At 71.3% G+C, this 24,799-nt stretch carries 27 protein-coding genes; 14 read left to right on the top strand and 13 right to left on the bottom strand.

Translation table 11 applies throughout. The features are described 5' to 3' along the window. Positions 1 to 64: 64 nt before the first annotated feature. From GA0070215_RS17570 to GA0070215_RS17545, 5 genes are all read right to left on the bottom strand, one after another. Positions 65 to 718 (bottom strand): O-methyltransferase, encoded by a 654-nt coding sequence (locus GA0070215_RS17570; RefSeq protein WP_091047505.1) that lies wholly within the window; start codon positions 716 to 718, stop codon positions 65 to 67. 9 nt (positions 719 to 727) lie between these two features. Beyond that, positions 728 to 1,384 carry a Maf family protein gene (locus GA0070215_RS17565; RefSeq protein WP_018786117.1) on the bottom strand — a complete coding sequence of 219 codons (657 nt, stop codon included), beginning with the start codon at positions 1,382 to 1,384 and terminating at the stop codon, positions 728 to 730. Between the two features lie 10 nt (positions 1,385 to 1,394). Next, entirely contained in the window at positions 1,395 to 2,528 is a 1,134-nt protein-coding gene (locus tag GA0070215_RS17560; protein WP_377468676.1) for a S8 family serine peptidase, read from the bottom strand. Between the two features lie 1,360 nt (positions 2,529 to 3,888). Next, a complete protein-coding gene (locus tag GA0070215_RS17550; protein WP_018786122.1) occupies positions 3,889 to 4,341 on the bottom strand; it encodes a hypothetical protein in 453 nt (150 codons plus the stop codon). Between the two features lie 100 nt (positions 4,342 to 4,441). After that, a complete protein-coding gene (locus GA0070215_RS17545) occupies positions 4,442 to 4,654 on the bottom strand; it encodes an acyl-CoA carboxylase subunit epsilon (protein WP_018786123.1) in 213 nt (70 codons plus the stop codon). A gap of 92 nt (positions 4,655 to 4,746) precedes the next feature. Between GA0070215_RS17545 and GA0070215_RS17540 the strand changes: the two genes are divergently transcribed. After that, a complete protein-coding gene (locus GA0070215_RS17540) occupies positions 4,747 to 6,723 on the top strand; it encodes a serine/threonine-protein kinase (RefSeq protein WP_091047498.1) in 1,977 nt (658 codons plus the stop codon). 88 nt (positions 6,724 to 6,811) lie between these two features. Beyond that, a complete protein-coding gene (locus tag GA0070215_RS17535) occupies positions 6,812 to 7,024 on the top strand; it encodes a hypothetical protein (RefSeq protein WP_091047495.1) in 213 nt (70 codons plus the stop codon). 64 nt (positions 7,025 to 7,088) lie between these two features. Here the strand turns inward: GA0070215_RS17535 and GA0070215_RS17530 are convergent, their stop codons facing one another. Continuing rightward, positions 7,089 to 7,841 carry a GH25 family lysozyme gene (locus GA0070215_RS17530; protein ID WP_026268066.1) on the bottom strand — a complete coding sequence of 251 codons (753 nt, stop codon included), beginning with the start codon at positions 7,839 to 7,841 and terminating at the stop codon, positions 7,089 to 7,091. Positions 7,842 to 7,969: 128 nt separating this feature from the next. Next, positions 7,970 to 8,530, bottom strand: coding sequence for a Uma2 family endonuclease (locus GA0070215_RS17525; RefSeq protein ID WP_244167030.1), 561 nt, complete (start codon positions 8,528 to 8,530; stop codon positions 7,970 to 7,972). Between the two features lie 99 nt (positions 8,531 to 8,629). Between GA0070215_RS17525 and GA0070215_RS17520 the strand changes: the two genes are divergently transcribed. From GA0070215_RS17520 to GA0070215_RS17505, 4 genes are all read left to right on the top strand, one after another. Further along, complete coding sequence (locus tag GA0070215_RS17520; protein WP_091047489.1) at positions 8,630 to 9,373, top strand: M50 family metallopeptidase; 744 nt, start codon at positions 8,630 to 8,632, stop codon at positions 9,371 to 9,373. Positions 9,374 to 9,480: 107 nt separating this feature from the next. Next, a complete protein-coding gene (locus GA0070215_RS17515; protein WP_091047484.1) occupies positions 9,481 to 10,464 on the top strand; it encodes a ketopantoate reductase family protein in 984 nt (327 codons plus the stop codon). A gap of 59 nt (positions 10,465 to 10,523) precedes the next feature. Beyond that, entirely contained in the window at positions 10,524 to 11,024 is a 501-nt protein-coding gene (locus GA0070215_RS17510) for a SigE family RNA polymerase sigma factor (protein ID WP_091047479.1), read from the top strand. Then, positions 11,017 to 11,889, top strand: a complete 873-nt coding sequence (locus tag GA0070215_RS17505; RefSeq protein WP_091047475.1) for a hypothetical protein — start codon at positions 11,017 to 11,019, stop codon at positions 11,887 to 11,889. Before GA0070215_RS17510 ends, GA0070215_RS17505 begins: the two co-directional genes overlap by 8 nt. Before the next feature lie 42 nt (positions 11,890 to 11,931). On the opposite strand, the gene GA0070215_RS17500 is transcribed toward GA0070215_RS17505, so the two are convergent. Next, entirely contained in the window at positions 11,932 to 13,515 is a 1,584-nt protein-coding gene (locus tag GA0070215_RS17500) for an acyl-CoA carboxylase subunit beta (RefSeq protein WP_091047473.1), read from the bottom strand. Between the two features lie 72 nt (positions 13,516 to 13,587). Here GA0070215_RS17500 and GA0070215_RS17495 point away from each other — a divergent pair, with 72 nt between their 5' ends. Next, positions 13,588 to 14,460 (top strand): biotin--[acetyl-CoA-carboxylase] ligase, encoded by an 873-nt coding sequence (locus GA0070215_RS17495; protein ID WP_091047469.1) that lies wholly within the window; start codon positions 13,588 to 13,590, stop codon positions 14,458 to 14,460. A gap of 166 nt (positions 14,461 to 14,626) precedes the next feature. Continuing rightward, positions 14,627 to 15,196, top strand: coding sequence for a PH domain-containing protein (locus tag GA0070215_RS17490; protein WP_091047466.1), 570 nt, complete (start codon positions 14,627 to 14,629; stop codon positions 15,194 to 15,196). A gap of 51 nt (positions 15,197 to 15,247) precedes the next feature. Here GA0070215_RS17490 and GA0070215_RS17485 read toward each other — a convergent pair whose 3' ends face one another. Both GA0070215_RS17485 and GA0070215_RS17480 read right to left on the bottom strand, forming a co-directional pair. Further along, on the bottom strand, positions 15,248 to 15,943 hold the full coding sequence (locus GA0070215_RS17485) for a GtrA family protein (protein WP_091047651.1): 696 nt from the start codon (positions 15,941 to 15,943) through the stop codon (positions 15,248 to 15,250). A gap of 62 nt (positions 15,944 to 16,005) precedes the next feature. Beyond that, positions 16,006 to 16,542, bottom strand: a complete 537-nt coding sequence (locus GA0070215_RS17480; RefSeq protein WP_036345717.1) for a GtrA family protein — start codon at positions 16,540 to 16,542, stop codon at positions 16,006 to 16,008. A 493-nt stretch (positions 16,543 to 17,035) separates the two neighbouring features. Here GA0070215_RS17480 and GA0070215_RS17475 point away from each other — a divergent pair, with 493 nt between their 5' ends. The 4 genes from GA0070215_RS17475 to GA0070215_RS17460 are packed head-to-tail and all read left to right on the top strand — an operon-like array spanning position 17,036 to position 21,829. Next, positions 17,036 to 18,877 carry a phosphoenolpyruvate carboxykinase (GTP) gene (locus GA0070215_RS17475; RefSeq protein ID WP_091047461.1) on the top strand — a complete coding sequence of 614 codons (1,842 nt, stop codon included), beginning with the start codon at positions 17,036 to 17,038 and terminating at the stop codon, positions 18,875 to 18,877. A 40-nt stretch (positions 18,878 to 18,917) separates the two neighbouring features. Continuing rightward, positions 18,918 to 19,808 (top strand): hypothetical protein, encoded by an 891-nt coding sequence (locus GA0070215_RS17470; RefSeq protein WP_091047457.1) that lies wholly within the window; start codon positions 18,918 to 18,920, stop codon positions 19,806 to 19,808. Positions 19,809 to 19,821: 13 nt separating this feature from the next. Beyond that, complete coding sequence (locus GA0070215_RS17465; RefSeq protein WP_051090484.1) at positions 19,822 to 21,027, top strand: geranylgeranyl reductase family protein; 1,206 nt, start codon at positions 19,822 to 19,824, stop codon at positions 21,025 to 21,027. 31 nt (positions 21,028 to 21,058) lie between these two features. Further along, positions 21,059 to 21,829: an isoprenyl transferase gene (locus GA0070215_RS17460; RefSeq protein WP_026268069.1), complete on the top strand. Its 771-nt coding sequence runs from the start codon at positions 21,059 to 21,061 to the stop codon at positions 21,827 to 21,829. A gap of 16 nt (positions 21,830 to 21,845) precedes the next feature. Here the strand turns inward: GA0070215_RS17460 and otsB are convergent, their stop codons facing one another. The 3 genes from otsB to GA0070215_RS17445 all read right to left on the bottom strand — a co-directional run bounded on the left by otsB (position 21,846) and on the right by GA0070215_RS17445 (position 23,698). After that, entirely contained in the window at positions 21,846 to 22,670 is an 825-nt protein-coding gene (otsB, locus tag GA0070215_RS17455; protein WP_091047454.1) for a trehalose-phosphatase, read from the bottom strand. 70 nt (positions 22,671 to 22,740) lie between these two features. After that, entirely contained in the window at positions 22,741 to 23,094 is a 354-nt protein-coding gene (locus GA0070215_RS17450; RefSeq protein WP_026268070.1) for a hypothetical protein, read from the bottom strand. Positions 23,095 to 23,257: 163 nt separating this feature from the next. Continuing rightward, entirely contained in the window at positions 23,258 to 23,698 is a 441-nt protein-coding gene (locus tag GA0070215_RS17445) for an XRE family transcriptional regulator (protein WP_091047648.1), read from the bottom strand. Between the two features lie 264 nt (positions 23,699 to 23,962). On the opposite strand from GA0070215_RS17445, the gene GA0070215_RS17440 reads away from it, so the two are divergent. Next, on the top strand, positions 23,963 to 24,304 hold the full coding sequence (locus GA0070215_RS17440) for a hypothetical protein (RefSeq protein ID WP_018786144.1): 342 nt from the start codon (positions 23,963 to 23,965) through the stop codon (positions 24,302 to 24,304). Further along, positions 24,301 to 24,726, top strand: a complete 426-nt coding sequence (locus GA0070215_RS17435; protein WP_026268072.1) for a hypothetical protein — start codon at positions 24,301 to 24,303, stop codon at positions 24,724 to 24,726. The genes GA0070215_RS17440 and GA0070215_RS17435 overlap by 4 nt, the downstream gene beginning before the upstream one ends. The last annotated feature ends 73 nt before the right edge of the window (positions 24,727 to 24,799 follow it).

The raw sequence follows: 24,799 nt of genomic DNA, 5'->3' as shown, positions 1-24,799 counted from the left end.
GGCGAAGTGGCGGCTTCCGGCGACCAGGGATACCGCCACCACGGCGAGGTTGTGTTCGGCCGGCTCAGAGCACCCGGGCGAGCGTGACGCCGTCGGCGATCGGCAGCATGACCGCCTCGACGCGGACATCAGCGATCACCGCGTCGTTGAAGGCGGCGATCGCCCGGTCGTCGGCGTTACGCGGAGCCAGCACCCGGCCGTCGCGCAACGTGTTGTCGACGGCGATCACCGCGCCGGGACGCATGCGGGGCACCAGCTCGTCCCAGTAGATCGGGTAGCCGACCTTGTCCGCGTCGATGAACGCGAAGTCCAGGTATCGCTCGCGGGGTAGTTCGCGCAGCGTCTCGGCGGCCGGGCCGATGCGCAGCTCGATCCGGTCCTGCACACCGGCGCGCTCCCAGTAGCGCCGGGCCACGCCCGTGTACTCCTCGGAGATGTCGAAGCAGGTCAACCTGCCACCCTCGGCCAGCCCTCGGGCGATCGCCAGCGACGAGAGGCCGGTGAACGTGCCCACCTCGACCGCCTGCCGTACGCCGAGCAGCCGGGTCAGGAACGTCAGGAACGCGGCCTGCTCCGGCGCGACCTGCATGACCGCCTCGCCGGGCAGGGCCGCAAGGGTCTCCTCGGCCAGATCCCGGACGACCTCGTCCGGGGTGGATCCGTGGGCCACCAGGTAGGCGTGCAGTTCCGGGGTGAGCGGCAGCGGCTTCGTGGTCATGTCCGGACGTTAGCCGAGATGTTCGATCTCCTGGCCCCCGGGCGCGACCTTCGTCCACAGGTCGACGATGCTCAGGTCCACCTCGGCGAGCAGCCGGCGCAGCAGCGGCAGGGACAACCCCACCACCGTGCCCGGGTCGCCCTCGATCCCGGTCAGGAACGCCCCGCCCAGCCCGTCGATGGTGAACGCGCCGGCCACCGCCAGCGGCTCGCCCGTCGCCACGTACGCGGCGATCTCCTCGTCGCTGATGTCGGCGAAGTGCACAGTGGTCGAGGCGACCGCCTCGGCCTGCGACTCGTGGGTGACGTCGATCAGGCAGTGCCCGGTGTGCAGGACGCCGCTGCGCCCGCGCATCCGCTGCCACCGCCGGGTGGCGTCCACCGCGTCATCGGGCTTGCCGAAGATCTCGCCGTCGAACGCGAGCACCGAGTCGCAGCCCAGCACCAGCGTCCGCTCGTCCGGCGAGGGCCGCAGCCGATCGCGTACGGCCTGTGCCTTCAGCCGGGCCAGCTCCAGGCACAGGTCCTCGGCCCGATCGGTCACCACCTGCGACTCGTCCACACCGCTTACCAGCACGTCGGGCTCGACCCCGGCGGCCTGGAGCAACTTGCGGCGGGCGGGGGACTGCGAGGCGAGCACGAGGCGCACCGGTACGGAGGTCGACACCCCGCCGACGCTACCGGCTGACCTTCGGCGGCGGGTCGTCGGCACGTCGGCGACGCCGCCAGAACAGGTAGCCGCCGCCCGCCGCCACCAGCACACCGAGGGTGGCGAGGCCGCGTGCGGTGCGGGCGCTGTCCCCCTTTTCCGGGGCTGCCTCCGCCGACGCCGGTGGCGTGACGTTCGAGGATTCGAAGCCGAGCGGCGGTACGTCGGCGGTGAGCGCGGCGACGAGGTCGATCACGCCGTAGCCGTACTGGTCGTCGCGGCCGGGCGGTCCCTTGTCGACGGCGGTGGCGGTCAGCCGGTGGGCGACTTCCTGGGCGGGGAGGTCGGGGTACTTGGAGCGGATGAGAGCAGCAGCCCCGGCAACGATCGCCGTCGCGCTGGACGTCCCCGTACCCTTCGAGTACTTGCCGTCGTAGCTCGTGCTGTAGATATCGACAGCAGGGGCAACTACATCAACCTCGGGGCCGTCCACCGAAACGGGAGCATGCTCGCCGGTGCGGTCGACGCCTCCGACTGCGATCACCCCTGATTCGCTGGCCGGGTATCCGGCGTATCCGTCTTCTGGCCTATTTCCGACCGCCGCAACGACGACAATGTCGGCCAATAATGCGGCGTGGATTGATCGAACTAGCGCTGGGCTCGATCCGCCGCTGCTGGAAATGCTAATTACGGTCGCGTTCTGTGCGATAGCAAAGTAAATTCCCGCTGCCAGGTCATCCGGCTGTCCAGTGTTGTTTGCTGCAGACGATTGGATCGGGAGAATTTTTGCGCTGGGAGCAATCCCAACTGCTCCGGTCCCATCGCTCTGGCCGTGGGCGGCAATAAGGCCAGCCATGCCCGTGCCATGGCTGTTCTTGTCTTCGCGACCATCCCCGGTCACACCCGGGAGCGTGGTAGTGCCGGGTCGCAGGTTTTTACGTAGGTCTGGATGAGGGGAAACCCCTGTGTCGGGGACCGCGACAAGTACTCCTTCGCCTTGAGCTATTGAGTTGGCGACGTCTGACTGCAAGTAACGAAGGTGCCACTGGTCCGCTCTTATGCGATTCCCAGGTTCAAGAGTCGATCGCGATAGGACCGGACGCCCTGGCGCCACGACAGCCAGTATCAAGAGAGCCGCCGCGATTGATCGCGTCACGCTCACCGGTTGAAGCCGATTGCTGGACCTGGGTCTATCGGCCCACCATCGTCGGGCGGACGCATAACTGGATCGACGCCTTGGTTCGTCTCCCAAGGATGATCGGCGTCCCAGACCGGCCCGCACTCGCTATCGGGATCCCGTCGGCTCCTAGAGTGAGAAGTCGCTGACGCTGAGGGAGAGCCACCAATCGGGAAAGGGCTGTGGCCGATTCCGGGCTGTATTGTCCGCCCACTTCCTGGCCTAGATCCTGCGGCGCCGCTGGGGGCTGTGCCTGCTCCGCCGCCGCCAATCACTCCACCCACCGGGTTGACCCGCCGTGGAGCGCTTGGTGGTGGTTGGCTGATTCCTTGACTCGGGGGTACTCCTACAAATCCATTGGGCAAAGCTTGACGTCCAGTGCCGCCCAACGGTGGACGAGACGTCCCCACGTCATTTGTGGGAAGGTGCGGCTGTGCGGCTATTGTCGAGCGGTTAAATGGGTGTCGCCCGAGGTTTGCCGTTGATGGAATGCCGATCTGCCCTCCAACTCCAGGCGTGTGCTGGGGGGCTTGGTTGATCGGTGGCGATGGCGCCAGGGGTGTGGCGGGCGCCGGCCCGGGGCCAGCCCCTCCCAATATCGGTCCAACGTTGCTGGAAGGGGTTGTCGCTGGCTTGGCCGCGGATGATGACATCGTTGATGGCTTGGCAAGTGAGCGTCGCGCTGAGGTCGGAACCTGGACTGGTACAACCGGTGGGATGATTGGTGGGGCTTCGCCGTAGGCGTCAGGATCGTTGATCTGACGGCCTGGGCGAATTGGTGTGGGCGGGCGCTGGAGCATGACCTGGGCGTGCTGGAGTTCCCCGCTCAACCCCGTCATCAACCCGCGCGCCCGTATGTTCAACTGCTCCAGGTCGTCGTCCGTCACCGGAGGCCGTTCCGGCAACCGGCTGCCGGCTACCGCCTTCGGGTCGGCGATCGTCGCCTCGTACGCCTGCTTCTGCCGCAGCTTCTTCGCGTACTCCTCGTGCAGTGGTTGCAGCTCGGCCCGCGCGCTGCCGATGGCGCGTGCGGCGGCTGCCAGCGCGTCGTAGTTCGCGGCGGCGGCGTCGTGGGTGCGTTGTACGCGGTCGATGAGCTGGTCGAGTTCGGCGATGTACGCCCGCGCGGCGGTGTTGGTCTCCGGCGGCCACGCCTCGGCCAGGCCGCGCCGGTATTCACGCAGGCGGCTCAGGTGGGCCAGGGCGAGGTCGCAGACCTTGCGCCAGCCGGCGACCTGCTTCCACTGGCCGGCGGTGTCCTGGTCCTGCACGCACGCCCACATGCTGAGGACGTCCATCAGCCGCCAGTCGGTCAGCCCGGAGGTGCGTCCGCTGCCCCGTTCGATCACGGCAGGACCACCCGGCTCTGCTCACCGGCGGTGGGGTCGGCCAGTGGCGGCATCGGACGGGCGACGGTGCTCGACGGCCCGGCGAGCGCCCGTTCCACGTCGGCCACGCGGGCGGAGGAGAACGCGTCGGCGTCGCCGTAGCGGGCGGCGATCCGTCCGGCGGCGTCGGCGAGACGGCCGGTCGCGGGTGCGAGATCCCACACCGCGCTCACCGCCGCGGTCTGGGTGTCGTGGTGGGCCTGGAGGAAGTGGACCAGCTCGATGAAGGCGTCGGCCGGGTTGGGCACCGGGGCCTTCATGTCGTCGGCGATGTAGGACAGGTGCGGCGCGTAGTTGCGTGTCACCTCGTCCTGGAGGCGGTCGGCGAACTCCCGCATCTGCCGGATGTCGGCCTCGATGCCGCCGTAGCCGCGCAGCCAGCCGGCTGGCTGGTTGTCCTCCGGGATCATCGGAGCCTCCTGCCCGTCACCACACGGTTTCCCTGAGTGAGGTTAATGGCTCAACCGGGATCCCGGCAGCCCCGCCCGGCGCCGCGATCGGGAGGAGACGTCAGCGGGGCAGGCCGGAGGCCCGCCACGCGCCGGGGCCGGCGACCGGTCCGGCCAGGGCGGGGCGGGCGCTGCGCGCCCACTGCGACACGGGGGCCGGCGCGGCGGCCTGGGCCGGGCGGGTGCGCGCCACGATCGCGCCGACCAGAGCGGCCAGCTCCTCGGCGGTGGGCACGCCACGGACGATCCGCAACAGCGGCTCCTCGGCAGACATGACCCAAGGGTACGCGTCGTGAATTCGACCTTCGCCGTACAGTGGCGTGCCGACGGTGTGGGCGTCGCAGCGGCCGGGTACGGTTCTCTGCGATGTCGAACGCGCTCCCCCAACTCGTCGCCGACCGGTACCGGCTTCTCACGCCGCTCGGTCAGGGCGGCATGGGCCGCGTCTGGAAGGCGCGGGACGAGGTGCTGCACCGGGACGTGGCCATCAAGGAACTGGTTCCGCCCCCCGGCCTCACCCCGGAGGAGCGCCGCGAGATGCGGGAGCGCTCGCTGCGTGAGGCGCGGGCGATCGCCCGGCTCAACAACGTCAACGTGGTCCGCATCTTCGACGTGCTGCGCACCGACGGCGATCCGTGGATCGTCATGGAGTACGTGGCGTCGAAGTCGTTGCAGGACACCATCGCCGAGGACGGCCCGGTCACCCCCGCCAAGGCGGTCGAGGTCGGCCTCGGCGTGCTCAACGCGTTGAAGGCCGCGCACAAGGCCGGCATCATGCACCGTGACGTCAAGCCGGGCAACGTGCTGCTCGGCGAGGACGGCCGTGTGGTGCTCACCGACTTCGGCCTGGCCACCATCCCCGGCGACCCCAACGTGACGCGCACCGGCATGGTGCTGGGCTCGCCCGCGTACATCTCCCCGGAGCGGGCCCGCGACGGCACGGCCGGTCCGGAGGCGGACCTCTGGTCGCTCGGCGCCACGCTCTACGCGGCGGTCGAGGGCAAGTCGCCGTACGCGCGCCCGTCGGCCATCGCCACGCTCGCCGCGCTCGCCACCGAGCCGATGCCGCCGCCGCGCAACGCCGGGCCGCTCAAGCCGGTGCTCCAGGGCCTGCTGCGCAAGGACCCGGACGAGCGGATCACCGCCGAGGTGGCGGAGCGCATGCTGCGTAAGGCCGCCGGTCGCCGGGCCAAGAGCATCTCGCTGCTGGACGGCGTACGCCGGCCCGGGCCGAACGGCCCGCGTGTGCCGCGCCCACCGCTGGTGCCCGCGCCGCGCCCGGCCGACCAGGCCGAACGCGCCGCGTCCGGGGTCGCCGTAACCGGGGGTACGGCGGCAGCCGCCGACCCGGCGGCGCAGGTGCCGGCGCCCACCTCGGACGCCGGGCCCACCGCGAAGGTGACCCCGCCGCCCGCGGACCCGACGGCGAAGCTCGACCCCGCGCCGCCGGTCGACGACACGCGGGTGGACGAGAACGGCGTCGACCCGGCGCTGGACGAGACGCGGCTCGACGGTGAGCCGGTCGCCGACACCGCCGCGCCGGTGAGCCCGGCCGTGTCCGGCTCGGCGCCGGTCAGCCCGGCTCCGGTGCAGGAGACGCCGTCGACCGGTCGGGCGACGGTGCTGCCGGTCGAGAAGTCCGCCTCCAACCGGCGCAACCTGCTGATCGGCGCGCTCGTCGTGCTGCTGCTCGTCGGCCTGGTGGTGGCCGTGCCGCTGCTGAACAACGGTGACGACGGCGACGGCGGTGAGCCGACTGCAGGCACCTCGGCGCCGGCGGCGCCGCCCGCGCCGAGCGAGAGCGCGTCGCCGAGCGCCCCGGCGACCAGTGCCTCGGCCAGCCCCACGCCGTCGGCCAGCCCGTCGGCCAGCCCGTCGGCCTCGGGGTTCACGCTGCCGGCCGGATGGCGCCTCTACACCGGCCCGAACGGCTTCAAGGTGCCGATCCCGGAGAACTTCCAGGCCCGGGTCGGCGGCGACAACGTCGTGCTCTACGAGGTCGGCGGCAGCCGCCGGGTGCTGTTCGTCCAGTGGACGTCGGACCCGAAGCCCGATGCGTACGCCGACTGGAAGGGCCAGGAGCCGTACCGCGCTTCCCGCGTCCGGGACTACGAGCTGGTCGACATCACCAAGTGCGACCCCTACTTCCGCACCTGCGCCGACTGGGACTGGCTGGAGACGCGCAACGGCGACACCCGCTTCCACGTGCGCAACCGTGGTGTGGCGACCGCCAGCAACCGGGGCTTCGCCTTGCGCTGGGAGGTGCCGGCGAAGGACTGGGACGCCAACCTGGCGAACTGGGAGATCATCACCAAGGGCTTCGTGCCGGACCGCAAGAACTGACCGGGAATTCCGCCGGTCACGAAACCCGCTCGCATGGCTTTCCGTCCTCGTGGGTATGAACCCCTCCGGCGACGGAAGGAGGCGCGACATGGGTTACCGACGGAGGTACACCGGCCCGCGGCTGGCACTGTGGATGCTCGTTGCGCTCGGCGACGTCGTACTGCTCCTGATCAGCGCCGGCCTGTCCGCGCCGGTCGCGGTCCTCGGCGTGCTGACGCTCACGGTCGCCGGTGTGGCGGCGTGGCGTCTGACGCGCCGGACGCCGGTGCCCGTTCCGGCCACCGCGCGCCGCAGAGCCTGACCTCGGGTACGACGACAGTGGGACCGCCTCGCGAGGAGGCGGTCCCACCCGTGTCCGCCGTACGTCAGGTGTTGTTGGCCAGGGCGATCAGCCGGCTGCGATCACCGTTCCAGTAGTTGCGGTCGACGTTGCCGCTGATCCCGGAGACGGTACCCGAGTCGGTGTACTGCCAGAAGCTCCAGAACGGCGCGCCGGCCGGCAGAGTGCCGGGCGAGCTGGCCCAGCGGGCGAGCCACAGCGGGTGGTTGGCCCACGGACCGGTCCAGCTTCCCGTGCACTGGTTCCACCAACTCGTCGTGGTGTAGATGACCGCGTACCGGCCGGTGCGGGAGCGGTAGGTGTTCAGGAAGTCCTGGATCCAGTTGCGCATGCCGGTGGTGCTCAGGCCGTAGCAGTAGCCGCCGCTGTACGGATTGCCCTCGATGTCCAGCGCGGCGGGAAGCGTACGGCTGTCCGCCGACCAGGCGCCACCGTTGCTGGCCAGGTAGTTGGCCTGGGTGGAGCCGGCGGAGATGTTCGGCCGGGCGAAGTGGTACGCCCCGCGGATCACCCCGGCGTTGTAGGCGTTGACGTAGTTCGCGTTGAAGTTCGGGTCCTTGTAGCTCGTGCCCTCGGTCGCCTTGATGAACGCGAACTGGATGCCGGAGTTGCGCACGCTGGTCCAGTTGATGCTGCCCTGGTAGCGGGAGACGTCGATCCCGGGCGTGGTCGCGGCGGCGGCCGGTCCGGCGGTCGCCACGAGGGCCGCGGCCGCGGTGGCGGCGGCGGCCAGGCCGGCAGCGAGAAGCCGGCGTACGGAGAGTCTGGTACGGGCCATGGTTGCCTCCAGAGGGACGTCCGTCTATTGACGCCTATCTTTGGAGCTAAGTGCCCTAGATCGCAACAGGAGGAAAGGAAACTTTCATCGACCGGCGTCGTTCGCCCAGGTGGCGTGGCGATGGCGGATCAGCGGAGCGCGCTCGGGTCGATCGCCCAGCGGAACGGCTCGGTGACACTGAGCGTCTCGCCGGCCTTGGCGACGGCATCCTCGACGTAGTGCCCGCCGTCGAGCCGGTGCAGCCGCAGCGAGTGGCTGTCGCCGTCCTGCTCGACCAGCAGGTACCACGGGATTCGGGCGATGGCGTAGAGCTGCATCTTCAACACCCGGTCGGCAGCGGCATTGCCAGGCGAGACGATCTCGCAGATCAGTCGTACCTCGCCCGCTTCGATCACGATGCCCTCGTCGTCTGTGTCCGCGATGACGACGTCCGGGATGACCATGCGGTCGATGCCGAGCCGGACGTTCACCGCCTCGAACACCAGCAGCCCGAGCGGTCGGGCTGCCCGACGCAGGCTGTCCACGAGGTTCCACGACACCAGTTGGTGCCTCTTGCTCGGGGCAGGGCTCACGATCAGGCTCCCGTCGAGCAGTTCGATACGGTCGTGGCTGTCACCCAGCGCGAGGTAGTCGGCCTCGGTCCACGGCTCGACGTGCGAGCTGTAGGGCTCCAAGGGAGCTGCGCTCACCGACCTCACCTCCGCTTCGGCACCTCGTCCGATCAGTCTCACACTCTATGAGACTCGGCCGGTCGAGCGACACGGCTCGGGCCGGTAGGCTCCCCGCCCATGCCCCTGATCGACGGTCTCACCACGCTCTGGGACACGCTCATGAGCGCCCAGCCGGACCCGCCGCCGCTGCTCGTGGTGCTCACCGCCGCGGTCGCGCTCGCGGTGGTCGTGGCCCGGCTGCCCTGGCGGATCGCCCGTAACGCGGTGACCATCGCGCACGAGGGCGGCCACGCGCTCGTCGCGTTGCTCACCGGCCGCCGGCTGCACGGCATCCGGCTGCACTCCGACACCTCCGGGCTGACGCTCTCCGCCGGCCGCCCCACCGGGCCCGGCATGATCCTCACGCTGCTCGCCGGGTACGTCGCGCCGTCGCTGCTCGGCCTGGGCGGCGCGTGGCTGCTGGCCGGGAACCGGATCACGCTGCTGCTCTGGCTGGCGGTGGCACTGCTGCTGGCCATGCTGGTGCTGATCCGCAACCTGTTCGGCGTGCTGTCGCTGCTGATCACCGGCGGGGTGGTGCTCGCCGTCTCCTGGTACACCTCGCCCGAGGTGCAGGCCGCGTTCGCCTGGACGTCGGTCTGGTTCCTGCTGCTCGGCGGCGTACGGCCGGTGTTCGAGCTGCACCGCCAGCGTGCCCGGGGGCGGATGCCGCAGTCCGACGCCGACCAGCTCGGCCGGATCACGCCGTTCCCGGCGCTGTTCTGGGTGGGCCTGTTCCTGGTGGTCTGCCTCGGCGCGCTGGCCGCCGGCGCGCTGCTGCTGGCCGGCCCGATCCTGGCCGGCGCGGGCCTCACCGCCTGACCACCGCCGCCCGGCGTCGCGCCGCAGCGAGCCGCGCAGCGGCGCCCGCAGCCGAGCCGCACCGCGTCGCTCAGCGTGCCGCCTCCCGGCAGGGCAGAATCGGATCCGTGCGATACGTGATCATCGGAGCGGGCGCGGTCGGCGGCACCATCGGCGTACTCCTGGCCGACGCCGGCCACGAGGTGACGCTCGTGGCCCGCGGCGCGCATCTGGACGCGCTGCGGGAGCGGGGTCTGACGCTGCGCACGCCGGACCGTGACGTGACCGGCCGGCTCCCGGCGGTGGCCGGGCCGGCCGGGCCGCCGCTGCCCGCCGACACCGCACTGGTCCTCACCGTGAAGTCGCAGGACACGGTGGCCGCACTCGACACCTGGGCGGACGCCCCGGTCGAGGGCGGCGGCACGGCGGGCGAACGGCTGCCGGTCGTGCTGGCCCAGAACGGCGTGGCCAACGAGCCGGCCGCGCTGCGGCGCTTCGCCCGCGTACACCCGGTGTGCGTGTGGCTGCCCGCCACCCACCTGGAGCCGGGCGTGGTGGTCGCCAACGGCCACCCACATCCGGGCATGCTGCACATCGGCCGCTACCCGAGCGGCGCCGACGACACCAGCCGCGCGGTCGCCGCGGACCTGACCACCGCCGGGTTCGTCGCGCCGGTGCGCGACGACGTGATGCGCTGGAAGTACGGCAAGTTGCTCGCCAACCTCGGCAACGGCCTCCAGGCGCTGCTCGGCCGGGACGTCCCCGAGTCGCTGTCGAAGCGGGTACGCGCCGAGGGTCAGGCGGCGCTCGCCGCGGCGGGCATCGCCCACACCACCGTCGAGGAGGAGGCCGCCGAACGCGGCGATCGGGTGTCGCACCGGCCGGTGGGCGGCGCGGAGCGCTCCGGCGGCTCCACCTGGCAGAGCCTGGCCCGGGGCGCGGGCTCGGTCGAGACCGACCACCTCAACGGAGAGATCGTGTTGCTCGGGCGCCTGCACGGCGTGCCCACCCCGGCCAACGCGGCGGTGCAGACCGCGGTACGCCGGGCGGTCCGCGACCGGATCCCGGCCGGTGGCTTCCCGCTCGGCGAACTGGAGAAACTGGTCGGCTGAGCGGGCAACCCGCACCGCGCCGCCAGGCGTGTCCCCTCACGAACACGGGGAGGTGGCAGGTGCCCGACAGCGACGGCTTCGACGAGTTCTACCGGGGCAGCCGGCAACGGCTGCTCGGCTTCGTCTACGTGCTCACCGGTGACCTCGCCGAGGCGCAGGACGCCGTGCAGGAGGCGTACATCCGGGCCTGGCAGCGGTGGTCCACGGTGCGCGGGTACGACGACCCGGAGGCGTGGACACGGGTGGTGGCGAGCCGGATCGCGGTGAGCCGCTGGCGCAGCCTGCGCAGCCGGGCGCGCGCCTACCTTCGGCACGGCGCCGAGGAGAGCATGCCGGCGCCGAGCACCGACACGGTGGAGGTGGTGACCGCGTTGCGGCGGCTGCCCGAAGAGCAACGTGTCGCTCTCGCGCTGTACTACCTGCTCGGCATGCCGGTCGCCGAGGTCGCCCGGGAGACCGACGCGCCGGTCGGCACGGTGAAGGCGCGGCTGTCCCGGGGCCGAGCCGCCCTGGCCGAACTGCTCACGGTTGTGGATCTGGAGGAGCCCGCCGATGCGTGACGACGACCTGGCATTCATCGACTCGATGCAGCGGGACCTGCGCAACGTCCGCTGGGCGGAACCGGCCGAGCTGCGGGCACGCGCCAGGCGTCGCAGCCGCCGCGCGGTGGCCGCCGCGGCGGTGGCGGTGCTCGCGCTCACCTCCGGGGCCGCGTTCGTGGTGTCCGGCCATGCCGCCCCACCGGCACCGGCACCGGTCGCCGCCATCCCGTCGGCGACCCCGTGGAGCGCCACCGACGTGCCCGCCGAGGTGCTGCTGCAACCGGTCGACCTGCGGCCGGCCGGCATCACCCCGTGGAGCGACGCCGGTCTCGAGGAGGAGATCCGGCTGGACCAGATGCTGGAGTTCTGCCGGCAGGATCAGGGTCTGCGGACGGAGTGGGTGAAGTCCCGCTACTCGCGGTCGACGACCCTCCTGCGGCAGCGGCCGGGCACCACCGACCCGTCGGAATGGCAGGCGGTGGCCCTTCAGGATGTCTACCGGCTCGCGGCGCAGGACGGCGAGCGGCTGTTCGACGGTCTGCCCGCGCTGCTGGCGCCCTGCCGCGCGTGGCGATCCGCCGGCCCGGTGGAGTGGAAGGGCAAGCGGATCCAGGCGGAGGTCGTCCACTCCTGGCAGACGGTCGACAGCGGCTTCGCGGGAGACGAATCGGTGCTCGTGCGGCACACCGTCGGGCAGGGCCGGCGGCTGGACACTGGAGCGTCGCTCGGCGCCGCGAGCCCGCCGAGCGATCAGGCGGTGGTGCGGGTCGGGGATCTCGTCACGGTGCTGCGCACCGGACCGGGCGGTGACGAGGTGGCACTGCGGGATCTGGCCCGGGTCGCGGCCGAGCGACTGTGCGTGGCCGCGAACCCGGGCTGCTGACGCCGGTGCCCCGCCGCTGAACCGGCGGGGGCACCCGGCGCGTCACAGCGGGATGTTGCCGTGCTTCTTCGGCGGCAGCGTCTCGCGCTTGGTGCGCAGCACCCGCAGCGCCCGCACGATCTGGGTACGCGTCTCGTGCGGCGGGATCACCCCGTCGACGTAGCCGCGCTCCGCGGCGATGTACGGGTTGGCGAGCGTGTCCTCGTACTCGGCGATCTTCTCGGCGCGGACGGCGGCCGGGTCCTCGGCGTTCGCCAGCTCCGAGCGGTAGAGGATGTTCACCGCACCCTGCGCGCCCATCACCGCGATCTGCGCGGTCGGCCAGGCGAAGTTCAGGTCCGCGCCGAGGTGCTTGGAGCCCATCACGTCGTACGCGCCGCCGTACGCCTTGCGGGTGATGACTGTGACCTTCGGGACGGTGGCCTCGGCGTACGCGTAGATGAGCTTCGCGCCGCGCCGGATGATGCCGTCCCACTCCTGGCCGGTGCCGGGCAGGAAGCCGGGCACGTCCACGAAGGTGAGCACCGGGATGTTGAACGCGTCGCAGGTGCGCACGAACCGGGCCGCCTTCTCCGACGCGGCGATGTCGAGCGTGCCGGCGAAGTGCATCGGCTGGTTCGCCACCACGCCGACCGGGCGCCCCTCGACGCGGCCGAAGCCGACCACCATGTTCTGCGCGTACAGCGGCTGCACCTCGAGGAACTCGCCGTCGTCGAGCACGTGCTCGATGACCCGGTGCATGTCGTACGGCTGGTTGGCCGAGTCCGGGATCAGCGTGTCCAGTTCCCGGTCGGAGTCGGTGACCTCGAGGATCGCGGGGGCGTCGAAGACCGGCGGCTCGTCCAGGTTGTTCGACGGCAGGTACGACAGCAGCGCCTTGACGTACTCGATCGCGTCCTCCTCGTCGGTGCCGAGGTAGTGCGCGTTGCCGCTGCGGGCGTTGTGGGTCCGGGCGCCGCCCAGCTCCTCCATGCCGACGTCCTCGCCGGTCACCGTCTTGATCACGTCGGGGCCGGTGATGAACATGTGCGAGGTCTGGTCGACCATGACGGTGAAGTCGGTGACCGCCGGGGAGTAGACGGCCCCGCCCGCGCACGGGCCCATGATGAGCGAGATCTGCGGGATGACGCCGCTGGCCCGGACGTTGCGGAAGAAGATCTCGCCGTAGAGGCCGAGCGACGCCACGCCCTCCTGGATCCGCGCGCCGCCGGAGTCGTTGATGCCGACGACCGGGCAGCCGGTCTTCATGGCCAGGTCCATCAGCTTGACGATCTTCTCGCCGAAGACCTCGCCGAGGGAGCCGCCGAAGACGGTGAAGTCCTGAGCGAAGACGCAGACCTGCCGGCCGTCCACGGTGCCGTAGCCGGTCACCACGCCGTCGCCGTACGGGCGGGTCCTCTCCAGCCCGAAGTTGGTCGAGCGGTGCCGGGCGAACTCGTCCAGCTCGATGAACGAGCCCTCGTCGAGGAGCATCTCGATCCGCTCGCGGGCGGTCTTCTTGCCCCGCGCGTGCTGCTTCTCGACCGCGCGTGCCGACCCGGCGTGCACCGCCTCGTCGAGCCGTCGCTCCAGGTCCGCCAGCTTGCCGGCGGTCGTGTGGATGTTGAACCCGGTCTCGGTAGTCACCAGGGGAATATAACGATGGTTCAGGTCGAAGAGGCTGTGCAGTGCGCCTCACTCGGGCCGTAGGCTGGCGGGATGCCCGGCTCGCCGTACACCGATCTGGACCGACCGCCGCTGTCGGCGGCCCGGCTGCGGCGCGCGCTCGTCGCGCCGCACGGGCCCTGGCGCCGGTTGGAGCTGCTGTCCGAGACCGGCTCGACGAACGCGGATGCGGTGGCCGCGGCCCGGGCCGGCGAGCCGGAGGGCCTGGTGGTGGTCGCCGAGCGGCAGACCGCGGGCCGCGGCCGGCGGGGCCGCGTCTGGCAGTCGCCGCCGCGCGCGGGTCTCGCGACGAGCGTGCTGCTGCGGCCCGGTGAGGCGGTCGCGGAGCGTGGCTGGTCGCCGGTGCCCGCCACCGGGTACGGCTGGCTGCCGCTGCTCGCCGGTGTCGCGCTGGCCGAGGCGGTACGCCTGCTGGCCGAGCTGGACGCGCGGCTGAAATGGCCCAACGACCTGCTGGTGGACGGCGCGAAGTGCGCCGGGGTGCTGGCTGAGGCGGTGCCGGGGGAGAGCGACCGGCCGCCCGCGATCGTGGTCGGTGTCGGGCTGAACGTGACGCTGCGCGCCGACGAGCTGCCGGAGAACCCGAGCGGCCTGCCCGCCACTTCGCTCCAGCTCGCCGGCGCGACCGCCACCGACCGGGATCCGCTGCTGCGGGCGCTGCTGCGCTCGCTCGCCGACTGGTACGAGCGCTGGCGTGACGCCGGTGGCGACGCGGAGGCCAGTGGGCTGCGCGAGGCGTACCTGGCGGGGTGCGCCACCGTCGGCCGCCGGGTGCGGGTGCTGCTGCCCGACGGCCGCGAGACGCACGGCACCGCCACCGGCGTGGACGCCGACGGGCAGCTCCTGGTCGAGACGGACGCCGAGACGCTGCGGCTCGCGGCGGGCGACGTGCTGCACCTGCGGTGAAAGAAGGGGCACCTTCTTAACGCCTCCGGTAGAGGAAGGGCCCCCTGTTAACGAAGCGCGGGCAGCCGCCCGCACAATCCACGGGCGGCCGCCCGCGCGGCCGATGCCGGCCGGGTGCGGCGACCGGTTACGGTCAGCGCGTCCGGTTCTGCGAGGAGGTTCCGCCGTGGCGTTCCCCGAAGACGTGCTCACCGAGGACGAGCACGTCGTGTTGCACCTGCACCCGCACTGGAAGGCCCTGATCCGGCCGGTCCTGGTGCTGGTGCTCGCCGTCGCGGCGGTCGTCGCCGGGTGGCTCCTGCTGCCCGACGGCAGCGGCGGCACGATCGCGCTCTACGCGATCGCGGTGGCCGGTCTGGTGCTGGTGTTGTGGCTGGGGCTGTGGCCGTTCCTGGTCTGGCGCACCACGCACTACCTGTTCACGAACGAGCGGGTGCTGCTCCAGCAGGGGGTGCTGTCGCGCAACCGGCGGGATCTGCCGCTGACCCGGATCAACGACCACGCCATGCACCAGCGTTTCGTGGAGCGGCTGCTCGGCTGCGGCACGCTGACCATCGAGTCGGCGGGTGAGCGCGGCCAGTCGGTGCTGCACGACGTGCCGGGCGTGGACAAGGTGCAGACGAAGCTCTACGAGCTGGTCGAGGCGCACCACGACAAGCACAGCCTGGGCGACGGTGAGATGCGCGAGATCCTGGCCGACATGGCCGAGGGCAAGTCCACGCGCGACCAGCCCTGACCCGCCGACGGAGAAGGCCGGCACCCCTGACGGGTGCCGGCCTCTCGTCGTTCAGCGGCGGGCGCGGCGGGGCTGGAGTTCCGCGGCGAGTTCGGCGTCCAGGTCGGTGCCGAGCGCGCCACCGAGTCCGGCGTCCACCGGTGCGGGGCGGCCCCGCGGTGGCGGGAAGCCGGCCGCCCGGCCGGCACCCGGACGCGGTTCCTCCTCCTCCAGCTCGCTGACCGACTCGGCCAGCTCGGCCACCGGGTCCATCTCGGCGACGTTGTCCCACTCGTCACGCGGCACCGAATGCCACGTCTCCTCGGCGTGCTTGGGGACCGGCTGGAAGACGAACGTCCGGTAGGACCAGAAGCGGAAGAGCGTGGCCAGCAGGACACCGACGGTCTTGGCGACGTTCAGCGCGAGCAGGCCGTGTACGCCGAGGCCGTACTTGGCCAGGGCCAGGACGCCCAGCTCGATGACCAGACCCGCGCCGTTGAAGAGGAAAAACAGGGCGTATTCGCGCCGCAGTGCCGATTTCGGTCGATCGCGGTACGTCCAGTGACGATTCATCAGATACGACGTGATCGTGGCGACGATGGTCGCGATCACTGTCGCCTTCAGTTGGCCGTCGCGGAAAACCGTGAGTGCCAGAGCATTGAACACCGCGTAATTGATGACGGTGTTGATGCCGCCGACGATGCCGAATTTGAGCGCCTCGTGGATGAACTTCTGCCAGCGCTCGGGCAGCAGACGGACTCCAGGCATGCGGAACACCTTAGGCAGTTGGCTGGGCCGGCTGGGCCCGGCGGGTCGGGATGGGCGGTTCGTCACGCCCCGGACTCTCGGTCGTGGCTCGTTGCCGGAACGGGAGGTGTTCCCGCCTCGACGAAGACGAACCGTCGGTACGACCAGAACCGGAAGAGCGTGCCCAGGCCGGTGCCGACCACGAAGCTGGCGATGTTGTCGGCCAGGGGGGTCTGGAACACCGCGGGCCAGATCGCGCCCAGACCGTAGTGGCTGATCGCCAGGCAGGCCACCGCGATGCCGAGGCCGACCGCGTTGAAGAAGAAGAACAGCGCGTACTCGCGGGCCGGGTTCGACCGCTGCCGGTGCCGCCAGGTCCAGAACCGGTTGCCGAGGAAGGCGACTGTCGCGGCGATCACCGTGGAGACGGTCTTCGCGGCCAGTGGAGCCATGTCCCGGCCGCTGGACAGGTAGTTGAAGAGGATGAAGTCCACGACGAAGGCGAAGCCGCCGACGGTGGCGAACTTGCTCAGTTCATGGATCAGGTGGCCGAAACGGTCGAGCAGTGCTCCGATCGGACCCCGGCGGGTCTGCGGAGCGCCCGGTTGGTCTCCGGTCATCGTCGCGGCCACCCGCCGAGAGTACCGGTTGCGCGGTAACCGGGCGGACTGCAACGGCGAGTCGGCCACGACGGCTTCGCCGCGGCCGTCGCGCTCGGGCCCGCCGGGGTCACCAGGGGCGCGGCCCGTTCTCGATGTCCGTGACCAGAGCGTAACGCGCTGTGCGAATCTGTGGAGCGCATCACCGAATCGTCTTCCGCGACAGGTTCGTACGCTTCCCCGCGATCGGACGTCGTGATCACTCCGGTGCCGGACCCGGCCGTCGGAGGTTCACCGCAGGATTTGCGTGAAACTGCGCGCGAAAGCGGGTATCAGATCGTGATGCCGCAGCGTGGCCGTACCTTGTGCAGTTCTTCACAACCAGTCCCACTGACTGACAGGGCAGTCCGGTTTACGCTGAGCCCAATCCCAGGTTTCCACGAGGCGGCGTACCAGCCCGCCGGAACTCGTGCACCCCATAGATCGGTCAGCGTCGACCACAAGGAGAAGTGACATGGTTGCTCCGGCTGCTGTTCGGGGTATCGATCAGGCCCCGACGTCCCACCCCAAGCTGCTCGCCTGGGTCCGTGAGGTCGCGGAACTGACCACCCCGGACCGCGTGGTCTGGGTGGACGGGTCTGATGAGGAGTGGCGCCGCCTCACCGACGAACTCGTCGAAAGCGGCACCCTGATCCGCCTGAATCCCGAGAAGAAGCCCAACTCGTTCTACGCGCGTACCGACCCCACGGACGTCGCCCGGGTGGAGGAGCGCACCTTCATCTGCTCCGTCGACGAGGCGGACGCCGGCCCCACCAACAACTGGATGGCGCCGGCCGAGATGAAGCGGACCATGACGGAGCTGTACCGCGGCAGCATGCGCGGGCGCACCATGTACGTCATCCCGTTCTGCATGGGCCCGGTCGAGGCCGAGAACCCCATGTTCGGCGTGGAGATCACCGACAGCCCGTACGTCGTCGCCTCGATGCGGATCATGACCCGGATGGGGTCGTCGATCCTTTCGGCCATGGGCGACGACGCCGACTTCGTGCACGCGCTGCACTCCATCGGCGCCCCGCTCGCGCCGGGCGAGCAGGACGTGGCGTGGCCGTGCAACGAGACCAAGTACATCTCGCACTTCCCGGAGACCCGGGAGATCTGGTCGTACGGCTCCGGCTACGGCGGCAACTCGCTGCTCGGCAAGAAGTGCTACTCGCTGCGTATCGCCAGCGTGATGGGGCGCGACGAGGGCTGGCTGGCCGAGCACATGCTGATCCTCAAGATCACCTCGCCGGAGGGCAAGGTCTACCACATCGCGGGCGCCTTCCCGTCGGCCTGCGGCAAGACCAACCTCGCCATGCTGGAGCCGACCATCCCGGGCTGGAAGGTCGAGACCATCGGCGACGACATCGCCTGGATGCGGTTCGGCGCGGACGGCCGCCTCTACGCGATCAACCCCGAGTACGGCCTGTTCGGCGTAGCCCCCGGTACGGACTGGAAGACGAACGCCAACGCCATGCGGACGCTGGACCGCGGCAACTCCGTCTTCACCAACGTGGCGCTCACCGACGACGGCGACATCTGGTGGGAGGGCATGGGTGAGCCGCCGGCGCACCTGATCGACTGGAAGGGCAACGACTGGACGCCGGAGAGCGAGAATCTCTCCTCGCACGCGAACAGCCGTTTCTGCACCCCGATCACGCAGTGCCCGATCCTGGCCGACGACTACTACGACCCGAACGGCGTGCCGATCGACGCGATCCTGTTCGGTGGCCGACGGCGGGACACCATCCCGCTGGTGACCGAGGCCCGCGACTGGGTGCACGGCGTCTACATGGGCGCCACGCTCTCCTCGGAGACGACCGCCGCCGCCTCCGGCGCGGTCGGCGTGGTCCGCCGCGACCCGATGGCCATGCTGCCGTTCATCGGTTACCACGCCGGCGACTATTTCCGGCACTGGATCGAGATGGGCAAGGGCGCGGACGGCGACGAGGCCAAGCTGCCCAAGATCTACTACGTGAACTGGTTCCGCAAGGACGCCGAGGGCAACTTCCTCTGGCCGGGCTTCGGCGAGAACTCCCGTGTGCTCAAGTGGGTCATCGAGCGGCTGGAGGGCCGGGCCGAGGCCGTCGAGACGCCGATCGGCATGGTCCCGGCGCAGGACGCGCTCGACGTCGAGGGTCTGGACATGACCCCCGAGGACGTCCGGATCGCGCTGAAGGTCGACGCGGACGAGTGGCGCAACGAGCTGCCGCTGGTCACCGAGTGGTTCGAGAAGTTCGGGGACAAGCTCCCCGGCGTGCTCTGGGCCGAGCTGGACGCGCTGCGCGCCCGGCTGGACGCGGAGCCGCAGAGCTGACAGGTGTGCCTGTTGCCCCCACCGGGCAACATCGGATGCCATGAGGACGGCCGCTGAACCTGTCGAGGTCCGGCGGCCGTCCGCCGTCCGGGCGCTCACCACGCTGCTCGCCGTGACCGCGGCGGCCACCGTCGTGGTCGAGCTGCTCAACTACTGGTACGCCCCGGAGCAGGAGTTCGGTCTGGCCGTACGCACCGGCTGGGCGATGCTCCGGTCCCTCGGCTTCCTGCTGCTGATCGGTCAGGTGAACAAGGGCCGGGTGGGCGCCCGGCCGTTCGGGCTGATTCTGGCCGTGACCACGATCTTCGCGGTCGGGCGGTTGATCGTGCCCCGGCAGGGGGTGCCCGCGCTGCCCGGCCTGATCGGGTTCGCCGTCCTCACCGCGCTCTGCGTCGCCGTGGTGGTGCTGCTCTACCGCTCCGAGACGATCCGCGCGCACCTGGTCCGGCACCGCAAGGGCCTGGTCGTCGAGGGCGGGACGATCGCCTGGCGGGAGATGACGCCGAAGCGCCCGCAGGCGAACGGCTGGCTGCTCACCGCCCGGGTCGCGGCGTTCACCTACAGCCCGCTGATGCTGGTGCCGGCACTCGTCGCGACGGGTGCCGTGCTGGACGGGCGGCTGGCCGCCGTACCGGCGGTGATCCTCTGGTTCGGCGCGGGCATCGCGGTCAGCTACGCCGTGCTGTTCTGCACCGCCTTCCTGTTGCGCGACAAGGCCTGGGCGCGGAAGGGCCTGGTGGCCGTCACGCTCGGCGTCCTGGCGATCGACCTGCCGCTGTGCTGGTGGCTGCTGGGCACCGACGGCCTGATCCGCGACGGCGCCCCGATCGTCACCGCCGCCGCCCTCACCCTCTACTCCCTCCACCGAGCCACCCGAACCCGCCCGCACCCCGTTGATGATGAAGGTGGCGGCGAATTCGAACTCCGTTGATGCCGTCAACCTCATGATCGACGCCCCGGGGCGGGGCGCGGCGGGGCAGGATGAGGGGGTGTGGGACGTCGTGGTGGTGGGGGCGGGGCCGGCCGGAGCAGCCGCGGCGATCGGTGCGCGGCGTGCGGGCGCGACGCGGGTGCTGCTGCTCGACCGGTCCGACTTCCCCCGGGACAAGGCCTGCGGAGACGGCATCGCCGCGCACGCGCTGGACGTCCTCGCCGAGCTGGGCGTAACCGGCGCGGTCGACGGCTACCCGCCACTGCCCGCGCTGCGCCTCGTCGGCCCCGGTGGCGGCACGGTCGCCCGGACGCTGCCCCGGCCCGCGTACACGGTGCCCCGCCAGGTGTTCGACGCACGCCTGGTCGCGGCGGCGGTGGCCGCGGGCGCGGAGTTGCGGCGGCACACCGTACGGCGGATGGAGATCGCCGCCGACCGGGTGGTGCTCGACGGCGAACTGTCGGCGCGGGCGGTGGTGGGTGCGGACGGCGCCGGATCGGTGGTACGGCGCGCGCTCGGCCACCCGGTCAACCCGGACCGGCACCTGGCCCTCGCGATCCGGGGCTACGCGCCCGCGCCGGCCGGGCCGCCCGAACAACTCATCGTCACCTCGGCGGCGCGCTGGCCCGCGTACACCTGGGCCTTTCCGATCGGCGACGGTCGCGCGAACGTCGGGTACGGAGAGGTGCTGCGCGGCGAGCCGCTGACCCGGGCGCACCTGCTGGACCGGATGGCCGCGCTGCTGCCCGGCGTCGACCCGGCCACGGTGACCGGCCTGCGGGCGCACCACCTGCCGCTGTCCACCCACCGACCGGCGCCCGGCCGGGGGAGGGTGCTGCTGGCCGGGGACGCGCTGTCGCTGATCAACCCGTTCACCGGTGAGGGCATCTTCTACGCGCTGCGCTCCGGGGCGCTCGCCGGCGCGGCGGCGGCCGGCTCGCCCGCCGAGGCCGCCCGGGTGTACGCCGCCGCGCTGCGCGCCCGGCTCGGCACCCACCTGCGGCACAGCTCGGTCGCGGCGTGGCTGGCCCGGCGGCGCCGGGTGGTCGACGCGGTGGTCGGCGCGGCCCGGCGGGACGAGCGCGTCTACCGCACGGTGGTGGAGCTGGGACTCGGCGACGGCCGGCTGGACGCCCGCACCCTGATGGCGATCGGGGCGGACCTGCCGCGACCGCGCCGGACCGGCTCACCGTCAGGTGATATGCCACCGAGACACTGATCTCTCCCGTGGGTCGCTACCCTGCAAGGTGATGACTCTGCGGAAACTCCTCTACTCCGTGTACGAGCGCCGGCTGACGGCGAAGCTCGCGGGCAAGCCCGTACCCGCGCACGTCGGCGTGATGTGCGACGGCAACCGCAGATGGGCCCGGGAGATGGGCTTCGTCGACCCGAACGACGGCCACCGGATGGGCGCCGAGCGGATCAAGGAGCTGCTCCGGTGGTGCGACGCGGCCGGCGTCGGGCACGTCACCCTCTGGCTGCTCTCCACCGACAACCTCTCCCGTCCGGCCGCCGAACTGGATCCGCTGCTCCAGATCATCGAGGACCTCACCACCGAGCTGGCCGAGGAGGGCAACCCCTGGCGGCTACGGATGGTCGGCGCGCTCGACGTGCTGCCGGCGCAGCACGCCGCCGCGCTCAAGGCCGCCGAGGAACGCACCCGCGACCGCGACGGCGGGGCTCAGGTCAACATCGCGGTCGGGTACGGCGGGCGGCGCGAGATCGCCGACGCGGTCCGGTCGCTGCTGCTGGAGCACGCGGCGAACGGCGGCACGATCGAGGAGCTGGCCACGTCGATCGACGTCGACCACATCTCCGAGCACCTGTACACGAAGGGGCTGCCGGACCCGGATCTGATCATCCGGACCAGTGGCGAGCAGCGGCTCTCCGGTTTCATGCTCTGGCAGAGCGCGCACTCGGAGTTCTACTTCTGCGAGCTGAACTGGCCCGACTTCCGCAAGGTCGACTTCCTGCGGGCCCTGCGCTCCTACGCCACCCGGCAACGCCGCTTCGGCAGCTGACCCCGCCCCGCCACCGTCAGCGGAGGTGGGGCAGGGCGGCGGTGAGGAAGTCGGCCAGGGCCGCCGGGGAGTCCAGGGTCAGGTCGGCGGCGTCGGCCACCTCGTGACCGGTCTCCGGGTTGGCGACGGCGACGCAGATGCCGAGGAAGTCGGGATCGGCGGCGGCGCGGGCGCGCAGCGCGGCGAACGCCTTGATGTCGGAGACGTCGTCGCCGAAGTACCAGGCGCCACCGGCGTCCCGGACCGTCTCGCCGATCACCATGCCCTTGTCCCGGTCGACCGGGGGCTTGAGTTCCAGCACCATCCGGCCCGGCTGGGCGCGCAGGCCCAGCCGCTCGGCCTGGGCCCGGCCCCACTCCTGCACGAGGTCGCCGAGATGCGGGGCGGTACGCCAGTGCAGCGCCACGGACAGCCGCTTGAACTCGACGAGCGTTCCGGGCGGCAGCTCGGCGCGCGCCTGCTCGGCCAGCTCGGACATGGTCGGCACCCACGGCAGGGCGGCCGGCTCGGTGACCGTGTCGCCGCCGGAGTGGCTGTGCTCCAGGCCGTAGAGGCCGTACAGGTCGATGCCGGCGAGGCCGCCGAGGTGGTCGCGGAGGAAGTCCACCGGGCGGGCCGAGACGATGGCGATCCGGCGGACGTGCGGGGCGAGCGCCTCCAGCGCGGTGAGCACGTTTGGCGCGGGCCGTACGGCCGTGGGGTCGTCGTCGACGGGCGCCAGTGTGCCGTCGAAGTCGAAGAAGAGGACGACGTCACCCGCGCGGGCGGCGGTCGCACGCCAGGCGTGCTCCGCGTTCAACGGGGTCTTCGGCTGCTGGTTGCCCAGATTCAACGGCGGCACGCGCGTCAGCGTACCCCGCGCCGGGCGGCGTATTCGTGGCCGAGATGTGACGTCGGAACGACGTGGGGAATCAGCGTTCGGCGGCTCCTCGTCCCCGGCGACCGAACGGCACCACTGCCGCGTCCTGGCCGTGGCTGAGCAGGTAGCCCTCCACGAAGCCGGTGTTGCGGTCGCCGGTGTGCGCCTCGATCTCGTTGAGTCGCGCCACCAGGAACTCGGTGAGCGCGCTGACCCGGTCGTTGAGCCGATCGTGCAGCTCGGCGACGACGGCGAGGATCACCGCGGTGCCGGCTGTGGTGAGCGCGAACAGGTTGACGACCAGGGGAAGCTGCCCGCCGTCCAGTACGCCGACCACCACGTTGCCGGTCACGCACGATGTCAGCGACACCACCGCGACCACTACTGCCAACCATTTCAGGGTCATGGACAGACCCCTCCTTCTGTCCCGCAGGGCTGGGTTCGGCTGTGTCCCGTCCCCCCGCCGATGACGAGCCCCTAGCAGTACAAACGTGGACGCTAGCGGGTCCGTTCCGTCCCCGCGGCGAAACGATCGGGTCCGACTTTCCGTTCTTTCGCCATCTGAGGAACTAGCCCGCCTGTTTGCCCCTATTTCGGGCAACGTCCGGCAGGGTCGGGCGATATGCGAGGTAGCGGATGGTTTCTCGAATGTGGAACTTCTCCGCGTCGGACACGTTCGGGTCGACCAGCCGGCGCAGCAGCGCCTCCACGTCCGGGTCCATCGCGGGCGGGGTCGGCGTGGTCCGCAATCCGGCGGCCCGGTCCCAGCCGAGCGCGGTGAACGCGGCGGCAGGTTCGAGGCCCAGCCCTTCACAGAAGGCGACCACCCGCTCGGCCTCCGGGTCGCTGGCCCAGTCGCCGCGTACCCATCGGTTGATGGTCTGCCGGGAGACGCCGGTACGCCGGGAGACCTCGGTGCCGCTCCAGGCCCGCAGCGCGCGGGCGTCGTCGAGCGCGCGCCGGACGAAGGTGGCGAACGCGATCTTCCGTGCGTTGGTCGTCTCGGTCACCCCGTGACGGTACGGCCAGTCGGTCCCGAGAGGCTGGCTCGGCACGCTGCTGTCACGCTGACGTGACGTTGATCCGGGATTTCCGGTAAACGATCCGGTGCTGCTCCTGAGGGGTGTCACAAGGGCAGATTAGATCGACGCGAGTACGGCGGCAAAGGTCTGAAAAGCTGATACTGTCACGCTCATGAGACAACTTACGGTGTGTCACGTGCCTGAGACGATGAGTGCTCACATGCGTCACTCCGCGGGTGCCGAGGGGGTCTCGTGACCGAGCTCTCGACCCGTGCCCAGGCCTTCGGGCTGATCGCGGACGGGGTGTCCGCCGGGCTGAGCGCCCCCTGGCGTCTCTATCTGGCCCGCGGGTGCCGGTACCTCTCACTCAGCGTCGGCGACCGGGGGGAGTGGGACGCCTGGCGGACCCACCTCGGCTGCCCCGAGCTGAGCGTGCGGGTGTACGACTCCGGCGGGGAGATCCGCCGGGCGTCGGTGGCCGAGGTGATCCTCGACGGATGCCGGATCAGCGTCGAGCTGGTCGAGGAGGTCAGCACCGACGACCTGGAGCGGCTGCTCGTGGTCGACCCGCTACCCGGGACGGACGAGCGATGACCCCCTTTCTCGCCGTGGTGCTCGTTCTCGTGTTCGGCTCCACCTGCTACGCGGCCGGCCGTCTGCACGGCCAGCTCAGCTACCGCATCGGCTACCGGTTCGGCTACCGCCAGGGCTACTTCGACGGCGACCGGGGCGCCTGGAACCGCCGCCGGCGCGACGCCCAGGCGGCGATCGCGTCCGCGCTGTCCGGTCCCGGCCCGACGGTGGTGACCTCGGCCGGGCGCTCGGCGGTGCCGTTCGCCGGCACCTCCGTACCCGCGGCGGTCGCCGCCCGGCCCGGCTCGGCCCCGGCCGTCCGCGTCACCGCGACCGGCCGGCTCGGTGCCGTCGGCCGGGTGGGGACCACGTACACCGGATCGTCGTTCGGCGCGGCCGGCGCCGGTCCGCGGGCCGGCACGCTGGTGCGCCGGCAGGGCTGAGGCCGCCACCGACGACCGGCCGGGGTGCGCGCAGGGGGCATGCATCCCGGCCGGTTCCGGTCCGCCGGTCACT

The organism is Micromonospora marina (genome assembly GCF_900091565.1).
Classification (GTDB): Bacteria; Actinomycetota; Actinomycetes; order Mycobacteriales; family Micromonosporaceae; genus Micromonospora; species Micromonospora marina.
This window is presented reverse-complemented; position numbering and strand designations above follow the sequence as displayed.